This is a genomic window from Rhodococcus sp. 06-235-1A (assembly GCF_002258785.1).
Classification (GTDB): domain Bacteria; phylum Actinomycetota; class Actinomycetes; order Mycobacteriales; family Mycobacteriaceae; genus Rhodococcoides.
The window spans coordinates 197,658-212,246 of sequence record NZ_NOYI01000008.1 but is presented as its reverse complement, the minus strand read 5'-3'; the positions used below and the strand labels follow the sequence as shown (position 1 = coordinate 212,246).

The window sequence follows — 14,589 nt, the reverse complement described above, 5'->3', positions numbered from 1 at the left end:
GCTCTCAGCGTGAACGGTTGCGTTCCCTCGCAAGCAATTCGCTGACACTGAGTACCTGCCCGTTCTCACCCCCGCGATGACGACCACTGTCGCCACCCTCGGCGGACGGTGCGGCCCGACGGCCCGACGGCCTCTCCGGCACGGACTCCTCCGTCGCGGACCCGTTGCTGCCGTTGTTCTCGGACCCGGTGCGATCGGTGCCGGTGCCATTGGTGCCGTTGCGCTCGGACTCGTGGTGCTGGTGCTCGGTGCCGTTGCTGCCGTTGCGCTCGGATCCGTTGCTGCTGTACCCATTTCGGGTCGAACTGCCCCCATCGGAACCGTTCTGTGCAGACCCGTTCTGTGCGGATCCGTTCTTTGCAGCGCCGTTCTCGCCGTGACCGTTCTGGCTCGAACCGTTGACGGGCGTGTTCGGCCCACTCGGCGGTGGCGATGCACTGGGTGCTCGCAGGTCGGCGAGCCAACTCTCGATGGACCTCGAATCCGGCCCTTCTGATCGCGCTGCGCGAGCGGCGCGGGTTCGGCTGGGCGGTGTGACCGGGGTACTCGGTGCACGCGGCGGTTGAGCAGACGGGGGAGCGGCGACCGGATCGACCGGGGGCGCGGGCCGAACAACGTCGGCCGCCTGGGTCGGTTCCGGCTCCACGGTCGGACGGGGACGCGGCTGTATCGGCTGACTCGGGGCAGGGCGAGGAGCTTGTTGCGCCCGAGGCGCGGCCGGAGTTGCGCGGGTCGGCTCGGCTTCGGGTGGTGTGGCAGGCCGCCCCGTCACGCTGCGCCTCGACTCTTCCTTGGCGGCGTGGGTGGCGCGAATGGGGCCCGAACCATGAGGTGCGACAACAGGAATGGGCTCGGTGAGTGGCTCGCTGCGGCGCGGAGCCGGACGCATCGGCGGTGCGACGGTAGTGGGCCGAGCGCCGCCCGCGAGCGCGAGTTCGGGGACATCGTCGATCGGGAGGAGTTCGTCCTCCAAAATGGTCTCGCCGAGTCCGAGCTTGCGCTGAATGCGTTTCATCCACTGCGGCGCCCACCAGCAGTCGTCGCCGAGAAGCTTCATCGTGGCGGGCACGAGGAACATACGGATGAGGGTGGCGTCGATGATGAGGGCCGCGATCATCCCGTAGGCGATGTACTTCATCATCACCAGATCCGAGAACGCGAACGCCCCGGTCACGACGATGAGAATCAGGGCGGCCGCGGTGATGATCCGTCCGGTATGCGAGGTTCCGATGCGGATGGCTTCGCTTGTGCTGGCACCCTTTTCGCGGGCCTCGACCATGCGCGAGAGCAGGAACACCTCGTAGTCGGTGGACAGGCCGAACACGATCGAGATGATCAGCACCAGGACCGGGGCCATGATCGGCCCAGGGGTGAAGTTCATCAGTCCCGCACCGTTGCCGTCGATGAATATCCACGTCAGGATGCCCATGGTGGCACCGAGCCCGAGGACGGTCATGAGCACCGCCTTGATCGGCAACACCAACGATCCGAACGTCAGGAACATCAGCAGCGTCACGATGAACACGACGAGGACGGCCATCAACGGCAGTTTGTCGATGAGCGCACTGATCGAGTCCTGCTCGATCGCAGGTGTACCGCCGATCATGACCGTCGCACCGTCCGGTACGTCGATGCTCCGGAGGAAGTCGATGGCCGGCTTCGAGTCGTTGCGATCGGTCAATCCGGCCTTGAAGACGATGACGCCGTCCTTGCTGGCACCGACGGGGGTGAATTTCTCGATCAGTCCGGGAGCGTTGTTGGCCTGATTGGTGATCGCGGCCAGTGTCGGGCCCTGAGCGCCCTCGATGACCATCTTGATGGGCTCGGTGCGCTGACCCGGGAACAGCGAGTCGAACTCGCCCTGCGCGACGCGGGTGACGTTGTCGGGAGGCAGATAGGTCTCGTTGATGCCGCCGAATTTGATGTTGCCGACCGGCAGCGTCAGCAGCACCAGACCGAGCACGATGGGCACGGTGACCTTGACGGGGTTGCGCATCACCCAGCGGGTGAGGCGGCCCCACATGCCGTTCTCGATCTCTTCGCTCGACTTGGTCTTGCGCATGAACTTCAGACCCAGTGCGTCCACGCGTGGGCCGAGGATCGCGAGCATGGCGGGCAGGATCGTGATGGCCGTCAGTGCCGCGAGCGCGACGGTGGCGATGGAACCGTAGGCCACCGACTTCAGGAAGCCCTGCGGGAACAGCAGCAGCCCACCGAGGGACGCGACGATCATCGTCGCGGAGAACACCACGGTGCGACCGGCCGTCATGACGGTGCGGCGCACGGCCTGTGGCGTCGTGTAGCCGTCGCCGAGTTCTTCTCGGAATCTCGACACGATGAACAACCCGTAGTCGATGGCCAGCCCGAGACCGACGAGCGAGACCACGGGCGCCACGAACGAGTTGACCTCGGTGAAGTTGGTGAACACCTTGACGATGCCGTTGGCTCCGACGACGGTCAGCCCACCGATGATCAGCGGGAGCGCGGCGGCGACGACGCCACCGAAGATGAAGAACAGCAGCACCGCGACGGCAGGGATCGCGAGTAGCTCCATGCGGTGGATGTCGCCGGCCATGGTCGACTGCAGTGCGCCTGCGACAGCCTGCAGGCCGGTGACCTGGACGTCGACGCCGTCGATGGCGAAAGCGTCCTTGACGGCCTGGAAGTTGTTGGTCAGCTCGGTGTCGTTGGCTCCGTCGATGGCGACGCTGGCGATGGCGTGTTGCTTGTCGGTCGTACCGAGTGCCGCGAGGTTCGGAGCCGTCGCCGTCCGGAAGTAGCTGCCGTTCACCTTCTCGATCTGGCCAGGGTGGTCGGCGGCGAGAGAATCGAGGTTGGCGATGATCTTGGACTGGAATTCCGGGTCGTCGATGGTCGATCCCGCAGGGGCGGTGTAGAGCAGGATGACGTCACCCTGCTTGTCGCGACCGAACGTGGTGTCCGCCAGACGGGCAGCCTGGGCCGATTCCGAGGTCGGATCGTCCCATCCGCTCTGACTGAGATGGCTGTTGAGATCGAGACCGTAGGCTGCGAAGCCCAGCAGCCCGGCCACCATGACACCGATAACGGTGTACCGCAGCCGGTAGACGATGTCTCCCCATCTGGCGAACACTTAAGAAACTCCTTGGCGCCCGACGAGCAGGGCGGACAGCGGTCGGAAGGGCTGCAGCCACGCGCCCTCGTCGGGGAGGGAGTCGAGACTCACCCGTGGCAGTGGCTCACGGAAGACGCCCGGAATGTCCTCGAGATCGAGAAACTCCAGGATGTCCGACGTGACAGCCCAGCTTGCGTGCTCCCGGAAGCCCAATACCTGGACCGGCACTCCGGTTGCTGCGATGGCCTCCAGCGGGCCCTTGAACGCTTGACCGTCGGCGGACGCGACCATGACCCCGGCGAGGCCGCCGTCACGGTTGCGGAAGTCGATGTGGTCGAGCATGTCGGCGTCGACATCGCTGTCTTCGTCGACCTTGGGCTTGGCGAACACCGCAAAGCCCACGTTACGCAATGCTTCGACCCAGGGTCGGACGACATCGGCACTACCGGGAGCAATATTGGTGAATACCGTCGCCTCGGGTTCGAGAGTCGCGGTGCCCGAGGTGGAGAGTTCGGCGGTGCGGCTGAGCAGCCAACGGCCCAGAGCATCGAACCGAGGGCGGTAGGCGGCGGTGGGTCTGCCACCCAGGATTGCGCCCAGCCCCATGTCCAGATTGGGGGCGTCCCAGACCAGCAGGACGCGCTTGCTGTGGCGCGATTCACCGATCGCGCCGAGTTCGGAGGGGTCGACCACGGTGTCGGGCATGTCCGTATTGACGCTCATGCTGTCTTCTTTCCCCAGATCAATTCCGTCACCGAGCTGCCGACCAGCTGTGCCTTGCCTTCGAACTTGGTCACCGGCCGCTCGTGCGTCATGGGCGATTCCCAATCGAGAACGGTCAAACCGGGCTCGGCGTTCCCGGCCTCGGCAATCCACTCAGCGTATTCGGCATGATCGGTGGCCACGTGCAGAACTCCACCCGGCTTCAGTCGATCCGCGATCATCGCGAAGGTCGGCCCTTGCAGCAGGCGACGCTTGTGGTGGCGAACCTTGGGCCAGGGATCGGGAAAGAAGACCCGGACCCCGGTCAACGACTCCGACGACAGCATGTTCTCGAGCACGTCCATCGCGTCACCGCGAAGCAGCCGGATGTTCTCGATGCCTTCTCGTTCGATCTGCTGCAGCGTCTGCGCCAGGCCGGGACGGTAGACCTCGACGGCCATGAGGTTGACGTGCGGCTCGGCCGAGGCCATCGCTGTGGTGGCCGTGCCGGTACCCGACCCGATTTCGAGAATCGCCGGTCCGCTGCGACCGAACCAGGCGTCGATGTCGATCTGTTCGTCGGCGACATCTCGGCCGATGCGCGGCCACAGACTGTCCCAGGTGGCCTGTTGAGCCTCGGTCAGCGCTCCACGCCGAGAGCGGAAGCTCGTCACTCGTGGGTACAGCCGTGAGCCCCGTTCGTGGGTGCGCGCTGCGTTCTCCTCGGTGTCGACAGAGGTGTCCTGGGGCTCGTTCACGGGTCCATTGTCGCGCATCGACAGGGTGTGTGACACGTGGGTCTCGAGTTGAAGTTGAGACTTGTCGTCCTACCGCTGATCAGCGGCAGACGAGCCGGGCAAATTACAACGGTGCAATTCTTCTCGAACGGTTCGGAGGCGGCCTGGTGTGCCAGAATCGGTGCCGCAGCAGGGGGCTGTACGCCGCGTGACGGGGTGGGCGGCGGGTCGTTCTGGGGGGATCGATGAAAGATGTCGCCGACGCGAGTCTGGGCCGACTGCGTGAGCGCACCGCAGCGAGCGCAGCCGAGACGACCGGTGCGCCTGCGGGCGATGCTGCCCTGAATGAGATCGATACCGCCCTGCATCACCGTCTGCGGCCGCTTGTCGTACGGGTGACGGGTCGAACCGGCGTGGGGAAATCCGCGATCGCCGCCGTTCTGGAGTCGGTACGGCTCGACGCCGACGGCCTCGATGTCCGAGTGGCCGAAAGCAACGGAACGGACGGCAGTGAATCGGACGGCGACGTTCTCGTCCACGTGATCGCCGGTCCGGTCTCGCCGGTCGACAGCACATTCCTGAAATCCCGATCCGGCCGGACACCGGACGGCACCGTCGTCGTGCTGACCAAGGCGGACACCCTCGATGACCCGGTGGCGGCCGCCGCGGCCGCCTCGGAACAGCTCGGACGGACCGTTCTACCGGTGATGGGTGCGACCGCAGCGGGATTGCGAGGGACGGGGCGCTCCGGCACGCCGCTCGTCATGGCCGATGTTCGGGCCGTTGCGGAGACCCGGGTCGCGTCGGCAGACCTCCTGACGTGGGATCGGTTTCGCGCCGCCGATATCGCGGTGTCGACGCGTCGCCGAGAAGCTTTGATCGACTGCATCGAACTGCGTGGCCTCGCCCTTGCCGTCGATGTGCTGCGGCAGCGACCCGCGGCGTCCGACGAGGACGTGCTGCGTGTGCTGGCCGATGCCTCCGGTGCCGACGCCCTGATCGACGCAGCGTCGGCGGCCGTGTCCGCCGCTGCGGCGAACCGTGATGCAGAGATGCACCGAAGCCTGCGGCAGATCGCCGCCCGGCATCGGCGGGTTCGTGACGCTGTCGAGTCGTACCTGGCGTCGGACGAGGCTGTTGCTGTCGAGATGCGTTGTGCTGCAATATTTTTTGGTGCGACGATCGAGACCGGATCGGAGCAGCACTCGTGGGAGCAGGCGGCGTTGTGGAAGCAGCGTGCTGTCGTCGCTACGAACTCGGAAGTGCGTCGGTCTGCACTCGCTCTCTGTCGAGGCCACGTGCGAATGCTGCGTCGATGACCGCGCTTCCCGATGACATGAAGAACATTCTGCGACGGTGGAATTCGAGCGCTCTCGACGACATCGAACGGGCCAGGGAGAGCCGACCGGCAGGGGTTCACCTCACCGGGACGGCCGGATCCGGAAAATCGGAACTGCACCGTGAACTCTCCGGATCCGGCGGTGTCGAGTTCACGGACTCGGTGGCCGACGCCGCGGTCGTGATGATCGTCGTCGACGCGTCGGCACCGGTCGGTCGCGTGGAGATCGAGCAATGGCGCGCTGCCCTCGAGTCGACGCCGGTGGTGTTCGTGGTCAACAAGATCGACGTGCATCGACACTGGCGCGAGGTGTCGACCGCGAACAGTGACCTCGTTGCCGAGTATGTCCCGCGGGCGGTGGAGTGCACGTTTCATTCGGTGTCGGTTCGATTGGCGCGAATGGGGCGGGAGAGCGATGACGCGGCGACGGTGGCCGAATCCGGTCTCGGAGCTGTGGCGGACCGAATCGGGACACTGCTGGTACAGGCGACTCTTCTCGGATCGCAGCGCAAATACGCGGCCGCCGTGCAGGACTGCGTGGCCGGTGCGCGAGCGTCGATCGTGGCGAGGGCGCGAGCGGTGACCGGGGGCGGGGACACTGCCCCGGTGCGCGCACGTCGGGCCGAGCTCGTTCGCGAACGGGAGAACCTCGCCGGAGATCGACGTGCACTGTTGCACAACCGGATTCAGCGGGTCCGAGTGGAGTCCCTCCACGCTGCCGCCGAAGATCTTCGTGTACTGGGCGTCGACGTCAGGCAGGCGATCGACGGTGCCCGACGCGCAGAACTCGAGCACCTGCCCGCACATTTCATCGACTCCCTCCACGGTGTGCGCAGTCGCGCCGACGCCGTGCTGACCGCCGGCTTTCGCTCGGCGGAGCACGATCTGGGGCTCACCGGGACGCCGACGCAGTCCACTGTCGCGGACTCCACGCTCGACATCGAGCCACCGTCGCGGCGTCGCGGCATCGAGGACGCCATCATGATCGTGGTCGGGGCGTCGGCGGGGGTGGGCCTCGGACGGTTGGTGGTCTCTCCGATGGCGCTCGTGCCGGCATGGGCGGTGGCCAATACGGTGATCACCCTCGTTCTCGGCGGTGCGCTCGCGTGGTGGCTGACGCGGTCGCGGGCGTTGGTGGCCGATCGGGTACACCTGCGGGGCTGGACGCAGGAGTGCCTGGCCCGGGTGAAGTCTGCGGTGGAGCAGCGGTTGCTCTCGCGCATTCTCGAGGCCGAGTCGGCGCTCGCCGCAGCTGTCGCGACCGCAGACCGTGAGGCAGCGGCCCGAATCGACGCCGCGCTCGCCGAAGTGGACGTCGAACTGCGCACGCTCGCCGACCAGCGATCGTCGCTGCTCTCTGCATGCGATCGCGATCTGTCCGCACTCGAGCGGGGCTTGGATCGATTCCGCGGACCCGACCGAGGCGCTGTCGTGCTCCGGGAGCCCGCCGATCTCTCGCAGGCGCCCGCGGAACCGTTCGATCTGTCCGTGCGTCCAAGCCAGTAGGTGCAGTGTCGGTCGAGTGAGGAGCGTCGATGATCGCGGTGGATGGCTTCGCAGCGGGAGGTTTTCCGATGGACGAACCTGTGGAACCCGATTTCGACGACGTGGGGCCACTCGCGGTCTCGACGGACCTCTTCGATCTCGACGGCGACGGCCACTACGAGACCGCGGTACGACGTACCGAGGCCGGGATCACGGTGGCGACCGACGTGGACGGGGACGGTGTGACAGACAAGTTCACAGCCTTCGGACGTGACGGGCAATACCGAACGTGGGAGATTTTTCGAGAAGCGAACGGTATCGGTAGGGGTGAAATGACCGAATCCGGCGAGCTGTAGCTTCTCTGCCTGGTATGCACGTTGCTCCTGGTAGAAGCCTTCTTGCGCCGATCTTTCTCCATCTGAATCGGTCCTGTGACTAATCGGACAACACCCTGTTTCTGGATTTGCGTCGCTCGGCGTTAACCTGATGAACAGGACATCCGGCGCTCGGTCCTCGGCTTGCCGTACCCAGTAACATGGTGTACTGCAGCTCGAACGGTCGAGCAGCGCCCCGCCGAGAGGGGAAAACCGAGATCTACTCGCGCAGGCTTGCCCGCAGCGATCGTGCGAGTTCTTCCCGGTTCCGGCTAACCCCAGGAGAGTTAGATGACCTCAGCGACCATTCCCGGTTTGAGCGGCACCGACAGCGTGCCGACTCGACACAAAGAACTGCTTGCCTGGGTTGCTCAGGTAGCCGAACTGACCGAACCGGACTCCGTGGTGTTCGCTGACGGATCCGACGCCGAATGGGAGCGCCTGACCGGCAAGTTGGTCGAGGCAGGCACCTTCACTCGTCTCAACGACGAGAAGAAGCCCAACTCGTTCCTCGGCAACTCCGACCCGTCGGACGTCGCCCGAGTCGAGTCGCGCACCTACATCTGTTCCAAGAACGAGATCGACGCCGGTCCCACCAACAACTGGATGGACCCGGCCGAGATGCGGACGCTCATGTCCGACCTCTACCGCGGTTGCATGCGTGGACGCACCATGTACGTCGTGCCGTTCTGCATGGGCCCGCTCGACGCTGCCGACCCCAAGCTGGGCGTCGAGCTCACCGACTCGGAGTACGTCGTCGTGTCGATGCGCGTGATGACCCGCATGGGTCAGGCCGCGCTCGACAAGATCGGAGACGACGGGTTCTACGTCAAGGCACTGCATTCGCTCGGCGCTCCGCTCGCCGAGGGCCAGGCCGATGTGCCGTGGCCGTGCAACGACACCAAATACATCACGCACTTCCCCGAGGATCGCGAGATCTGGAGCTACGGATCCGGCTACGGCGGCAACGCTCTGCTGGGCAAGAAGTGCTACTCGCTGCGCATCGCATCGGCAATGGCCCACGACGAGGGCTGGCTCGCCGAGCACATGCTGATCCTCAAACTGATCTCCCCAGAGGACAAGGCCTACTACATCGCGGCGGCGTTCCCGTCCGCGTGTGGCAAGACCAACCTCGCGATGATTCAGCCCACCATCCCGGGCTGGCGTGCCGAGACCATCGGTGACGACATCGCTTGGATGCGTTTCGGTGAGGACGGCCGTCTCTACGCCGTCAATCCCGAATACGGCTTCTTCGGTGTCGCGCCAGGCACCAACTGGGACTCGAACCCGAACGCGATGAAGACCATCGATCAGGGCAACTCGGTGTTCACCAACGTCGGCATGACCGACGACGGGGACGTGTGGTGGGAGGGCCTCGAAGGCAAGCCCGATCACCTCATCGACTGGAAGGGCAACGACTGGACGCCCGAGTCCGGAACCGATGCCGCACATCCCAATTCGCGCTACTGCGTGCCGATGGCCCAGTGCCCGTCGATGGCTCCCGAGTGGGACGACCCGAAGGGCGTGCCGATCTCGGCGATTCTGTTCGGCGGACGTCGCAAGACCACCGTCCCGCTGGTGACCGAGGCACGCGACTGGCAGCACGGAGTGTTCATGGGGGCCACTGTCGGCTCCGAGCAGACCGCCGCTGCCGAGGGCACCGTCGGTACCGTCCGACGCGACCCGATGGCCATGCTTCCGTTCCTCGGTTACAACGTGGGCGATTACTTCCAGCACTGGATCGACCTGGGCAAGAACGCCGACGAGTCGAAGCTGCCGAAGGTGTTCTACGTCAACTGGTTCCGCCGCGGCGACGACAAGCGCTTCCTGTGGCCCGGATTCGGTGAGAACTCGCGCGTGCTCAAGTGGATCGTCGAGCGCATCGAGCACAAGGCCGCAGGCATCGAGACGCCGATCGGTGTCGTCCCCACCGCCGAGGCACTCGACATCGACGGACTCGACACCACCGTCGACGACGTGGCCGAGGCACTCGCGGTGAACACCGACGAGTGGAAAGCCGAAATCCCGCTGATCCAGGAGTGGTTCGACTTCGTCGGCGAGAAACTGCCCACCGGAATTCAGGACGAATTCGACGCCCTCAAGCAGCGTTTGGGCGCGTAGTATTCACGACACAGAACGGGGCTCGCCGAGGGGTGAGCCCCGTTCTGGCTGTGTGGGTCAGGCAGTGAGCGCGGCCGCGCCGGCCAAGGTTCCCAGGCCACCGAGTGCCGCGGGCACCACCTGCAGGCCGTCGAGGAACTTCAGACGTGCGTGCAGCGCGATCGACTCTTGTATCGGATCCCACAACGGCGGGCCGGCCTGAGCGAAGCCGCCGCCGATCACCACCATGCGCACGTCGACCAGGGCTACTGCCGAGGCGATGGCCTGACCGAGAGCAACTCCGGCGCGTTGCAGCGACGCTACGGCGACCGGCTCCCCAGCGGCCGCGTCGGCGGCCAGTTCGGTTCCGGTGCTGCCGGTCCAACCCTGCTCACGGGCCCACCGCACCGCCGAAGGCCCACTCGACACCGTTTCCACGCACCCGATTCCGCCGCACGCGCAGGGCGTCGTCGAACCGGGAACGACGATGTGGCCGATGTGACCGGCATTGCCGCTCGCGCCGGCGACGATCTTTCCGCCCAGCACCAAACCACCGCCGATGCCGGTCGAGACGACCAGGCTCAGTACGTCGGGCACACCGACGGCGGCACCGAAGCGATACTCACCCAGTGCCGCTGCGCTGCCGTCCATCGCCAGACGTATTTCGGCATCCGGAAGCACGGCGGAGATGTGCTCACCCAGACCGAATCCGTTCTTCCACTCGTCGATGTTGATCGGTGCGACCGATCCGGTCTCGAGGTTCACCGGCCCGGAGCAGGCGACGCCGATGCGGTCGATGTGCTGTCCAGGAGCGATCTTCCGAAGCAACGACGCGCATGCGGGCCACACCCCGGACTCGGGAGTCGGCACCGTCACCGGGTTCTGCGGCCGACCGTCCTCGCCGACGAGTGCCGCCGTCATCTTGGTGCCGCCGATGTCGAGTGCGAGTGCCGTCATCGGTCCAGGTTAATCAGTAGGTTTCAGGACGAGGACGAGGTTGCTGCCGAGGAACTCGCGGAGTAGTGGAACGCGCATCATCCACCATGCCCAGCGCGGATGGTAGCGCGGGAATGCCGCCAGCAGCGTGGCGTTGGGAGTGCTTCGTGCCCAACGCAATCCGTCCGACGCGCTGATGTCGAACAGTGATTCGCCGAAGCGATTCTTCGGTTCGTGACCGGTGGTGCGGGCGTATCGGCGGGCCGCGTATTCGCCGCCGAGGTAGTGCCAGGGCCGGGTTTCGTGACCGCCGAACGGACCGAACCAGATGGTGTACGAGAGCACCGTGAGGCCGCCGGGTTTGGTGACACGGAGCATCTCCTCGGCCATGGTCCAGGGCTCGCGCACGTGTTCGGCGACGTTGGAGGAGAAGCAGATGTCGACGCTGTCGTCGCGAAAGGGCAGTGCCATTCCGGAGCCGCGCACCGAACCGGGAATCTGCAGACCCGCCGCGTGCATCTCCGAGGCATCGGGCTCGACGGGCAGGTAGCGCGCGCAACTCGCACCGAACACCTCGGCGAAGTAACCGGGTCCGCCGCCGACGTCCAACACCGTTGCCGCGGACATGTCGGTGCCGGTCAGGCCCCGATACAGATCGCCGATCAGTTCCACGGAATCGCGAGCCAGGGCGCCGTAGAAGATGTCCGGAGCACTCTGTTCGTGCCCGAAGTCCTTCAGCAGACTCACCGAGCGGCGCAGTGTCGCGCGAGAGGCGAACAGACGTGTCACGGCGGAAGTCACGAAAACGAACCCTAGCGGTTACTGTGGCAGCGGTAATCGACGGCGGTCGAGACGAGCATGCGGAAATTGGGTGAAGCGAGCTGTGCGCGAGGTTCTGTTGCTGTGCTGGCGCGATACCGGGCACCCGCAGGGCGGCGGCAGCGAGCGTTACCTCGAGCAGGTGGGCGCAGGCCTGGCTCGACGCGGCGTCCGCGTCACGCTGAGGACCGCGTCGTACCCCGGAGCTCCCGCCGAGGAAGTTGTCGACGGCATTCGTATCAGTCGGGGTGGTGGACGCCTGTCGGTATATCCCCGCGCACTGGCCGCTATCGCGGCCGGGCGGCTCGGCTTCGGGCCACTCAAGGGCATCGCACCCGACGCGGTGATCGACACCCAGAACGGCATTCCCTTCTTCTCTCGTGCCGCGCTCGGCGTACCGGTGACGTTGCTGGTGCACCATTGCCACCGCGAGCAGTGGCCGGTCGCCGGACCCATGATGGCCAAGCTCGGCTGGTGGCTCGAATCGACGGTGTCTCCGAGAGTCCACCGCCGCAATCAATATCTGACCGTGTCGTTACCGTCCGCGGACGAGTTGGTGGCACTGGGTGTCGACCGCGAGCGGATCGCCGTGGTTCGCAACGGGGCCGACGAGATCCCGCCAACGGTCCCCGAGGGTGACGACAGCACCCGCACCGCGCACCCATCGCTGACCGTGCTGTCCCGGTTGGTTCCGCACAAGCAGATCGAGGACGCGCTCGATGTGGTCGCCGCGCTGCGCGGGCGGATCCCCGATATCCACCTCGACGTCATCGGTGGGGGCTGGTGGGAGCAGAATCTGCGTGACTACGTCGGCGAACTCGGCATCGAGCAGTACGTCACCTTCCACGGCCACGTCGACGAGGACCATAAGCACGCGCTGCTCGGCCGATCCTGGGTGCACGTCATGCCCTCCCGCAAGGAGGGCTGGGGCCTGGCGGTCGTCGAGGCGGCTCAGCACGGGGTGCCGACCGTCGGATATCGAAGTTCCAAGGGGCTCACCGATTCCGTCATCGACGGCGTCACCGGTGTGCTGGTGGGCGGGCCTTCGGCCGGGGAAGACGACCGTGATGTCTCCGGCCTCACCCTCGCGGTCTCGGAACTGCTGCAGGATGCCGAAGCGCGAACTCGCCTGGGCGAGAAGGCGCGAGTGCGCGCAGGAGAGTTCTCCTGGGAGCAGTGTGCCCAGGGTGTGTACTCGGTACTCGACGCGACGACGCGGGGAACGTGGTCGTCAGGTCTGGTCGGGTCTGCCGGCGATGTGCCGCAACCTGATTCGGCCCATCAGCCCTATCGCTAGGCCCCCGAGAAGCAGCACTACCCAGGCGAGGTGGGCAACGACGACGGCTGCTGCCGGACGGCTCTCGGTGGGCTCGGAGTCGGGTACTCGGTACAGCGTGAGCTGGTCGTCGGAATACACGGCATCGAGTGGGTTCAGCGTCTGCTCGGACTCTCCCAGTTCGCCGGGAGTGGTGTGTTCGACCAGCACCCAACCGACGCCCATATGTGCGATCGTGGCTGCGGATTCGCCTGCGAGCAAAGCACTCTGGACGTCGGTTGCGCGTCTCCCCTCGCCACGTACCGTGCCGCCTGCGACGATGAGCTCGCCGGTCTGCAGTACGTCCAGTGGCAGCATGCGTGGCGCGGGGTCGAGGACGGGAGCGCTGCCGCTGTAGGGGAAGCGGCGGAACATCCCGGCCGGTAGAACCGCGACATCGCCTGCGCTGCCGTCCAATTCGGCCGCGACCGCCTTCCACGACGGCGGGTACGCCACGGGTCGCATCGAGTTTCCGACGCCCCAGCCCAGGTCCGGAAGTGCGATCAGCAGGGCCAGGATCGCAACGGCGCTGCCGAATCGGGTGCGTTGGACCGCGCTCAGCGCGGTTGGTTGCACCGGATTCGGTCGATGCCGGTGGGAGAACGCAGCTGCCGCGGCAAGAGCGTAGATCGGCATCGCCAGCGCGACCCATTTCTGAGAGTCCCGAAGCAGCCCGGCGCCGGGCACCGTCTCGCCCAGCGCGCGGGCGACGGCCAGCCCCGGTCCCGTTGCTGCCAGCGCAGGGGCTGCGATGGCAAGCAGTGCAACGACAGCGAGTCCCAGGATCACCGGATTTCTTCGACGCCTGATCAGCGGCCGCACACCGAATGCAACCACGGTCAGCAGAATCGCGGTGCCCACCAGAGCGAAAAGCCCTGTACGAGAGGCGGGTACCGCATCGGCGTTCCAAATTCCGCCGAGACCGGCCAGGCTGCCGAGGGTGCCGAGGCCCGGCTCGGCTCGCGCCGCGAACGCCGCCCAACCCGCCGGATCCGCCTGCTCGACGCCACCGCCGGACACTGCCGTGGCCACCAGCCACGGCGCCGACGCCACCGCCGTCAGCACGAGGGCACCGACCACGCGCAGGCCGCGTCGGGCACCCCCGGGGGCGGCGAGAACGACCAGGGCGGTGGTTGCGGCGAGCAGTGCGCCGGTGGGGGTGAGCCCGGCAGCGGCGAGACAGACGGCGAGAGCCCACCAGGAACGGCCCTCTCTGACCGCGAGTGCGGCGACCACGGTCCACGGGAGGGCGGCGTACCCGACGAGCAGACTCCAGTGGCCCTGCAGCAGCCGTTCGGCGACGTACGGGTTCCACACGGCCACCGTCGACGCGACGAGCTGGGCGGGCAATGGGGACGTCGGCAGCACCGTCCGGGCCATGACCGCCGCACCCCAACCTGCCAGCCACAGTGCAAGCAGCAGGATGACCTTGACGACCAGGCCGCCGTCGAACACCGTCGACAATGCGGCGACAGCGGCGTCCTGCGGGACTGCGCGCGCGGCTGCGTCGGAGATTCCCCAGGCGGAGTCGGTGAAGTAGGAACGGGGGGTGCTGACGGCGTCGCGCAGCAGCAGATACCCGGGGCCCAGTAGCGGTCCGAGAATCACCACCGTGAGCAGCAGGCTGTAGAGCGGCGGTGTCCACCTCGACCTCGACCACGCCATGTTCGGCACCCTATACCGTGGGC

Annotated in this window: 11 protein-coding genes; 5 read left to right on the top strand and 6 right to left on the bottom strand. The window is 66.4% G+C overall.

Annotated elements, in window-relative coordinates; translation table 11 throughout:
* Positions 1-4: 4 nt before the first annotated feature.
* From CH275_RS05980 to trmB, 3 genes are read right to left on the bottom strand one after another with little or no spacing between them, the layout of a single operon-like run.
* A complete protein-coding gene (locus tag CH275_RS05980) occupies positions 5-3,112 on the bottom strand; it encodes an MMPL family transporter (protein ID WP_094676142.1) in 3,108 nt (1,035 codons plus the stop codon).
* The gene (locus CH275_RS05975; protein ID WP_230596533.1) at positions 3,113-3,799 is read right to left on the bottom strand and encodes an NYN domain-containing protein; all 687 of its coding nucleotides are present in this window, start codon (positions 3,797-3,799) and stop codon (positions 3,113-3,115) included.
* Positions 3,800-3,813: 14 nt separating this feature from the next.
* The gene (gene trmB / locus CH275_RS05970; protein WP_094676138.1) at positions 3,814-4,572 is read right to left on the bottom strand and encodes a tRNA (guanosine(46)-N7)-methyltransferase TrmB; all 759 of its coding nucleotides are present in this window, start codon (positions 4,570-4,572) and stop codon (positions 3,814-3,816) included.
* A gap of 206 nt (positions 4,573-4,778) precedes the next feature.
* Between trmB and CH275_RS05965 the strand changes: the two genes are divergently transcribed.
* From CH275_RS05965 to CH275_RS05950, 4 genes are all read left to right on the top strand, one after another.
* A complete protein-coding gene (locus CH275_RS05965) occupies positions 4,779-5,852 on the top strand; it encodes a hypothetical protein (protein WP_094676136.1) in 1,074 nt (357 codons plus the stop codon).
* Positions 5,849-7,378, top strand: coding sequence for a hypothetical protein (locus CH275_RS05960; protein ID WP_094676134.1), 1,530 nt, complete (start codon positions 5,849-5,851; stop codon positions 7,376-7,378). The genes CH275_RS05965 and CH275_RS05960 overlap by 4 nt, the downstream gene beginning before the upstream one ends.
* Positions 7,379-7,407: 29 nt before the next feature.
* Positions 7,408-7,713, top strand: a complete 306-nt coding sequence (locus tag CH275_RS05955) for a DUF6802 family protein (RefSeq protein ID WP_094676132.1) — start codon at positions 7,408-7,410, stop codon at positions 7,711-7,713.
* Positions 7,714-8,022: 309 nt separating this feature from the next.
* Positions 8,023-9,852 (top strand): phosphoenolpyruvate carboxykinase (GTP), encoded by a 1,830-nt coding sequence (locus CH275_RS05950; RefSeq protein WP_094676130.1) that lies wholly within the window; start codon positions 8,023-8,025, stop codon positions 9,850-9,852.
* Positions 9,853-9,909: 57 nt separating this feature from the next.
* Here the strand turns inward: CH275_RS05950 and CH275_RS05945 are convergent, their stop codons facing one another.
* Both CH275_RS05945 and CH275_RS05940 read right to left on the bottom strand, forming a co-directional pair.
* Complete coding sequence (locus tag CH275_RS05945) at positions 9,910-10,788, bottom strand: ROK family protein (protein WP_094676128.1); 879 nt, start codon at positions 10,786-10,788, stop codon at positions 9,910-9,912.
* 9 nt (positions 10,789-10,797) lie between these two features.
* Positions 10,798-11,568: a class I SAM-dependent methyltransferase gene (locus tag CH275_RS05940; RefSeq protein ID WP_256990875.1), complete on the bottom strand. Its 771-nt coding sequence runs from the start codon at positions 11,566-11,568 to the stop codon at positions 10,798-10,800.
* 82 nt (positions 11,569-11,650) lie between these two features.
* Here CH275_RS05940 and CH275_RS05935 point away from each other — a divergent pair, with 82 nt between their 5' ends.
* Positions 11,651-12,883, top strand: coding sequence for a glycosyltransferase family 4 protein (locus tag CH275_RS05935; protein ID WP_094676395.1), 1,233 nt, complete (start codon positions 11,651-11,653; stop codon positions 12,881-12,883).
* On the opposite strand, the gene CH275_RS05930 is transcribed toward CH275_RS05935, so the two are convergent.
* Positions 12,818-14,566: a hypothetical protein gene (locus CH275_RS05930; RefSeq protein WP_094676124.1), complete on the bottom strand. Its 1,749-nt coding sequence runs from the start codon at positions 14,564-14,566 to the stop codon at positions 12,818-12,820. The genes CH275_RS05935 and CH275_RS05930 overlap by 66 nt on opposite strands.
* Between the last annotated feature and the right edge of the window lie 23 nt (positions 14,567-14,589).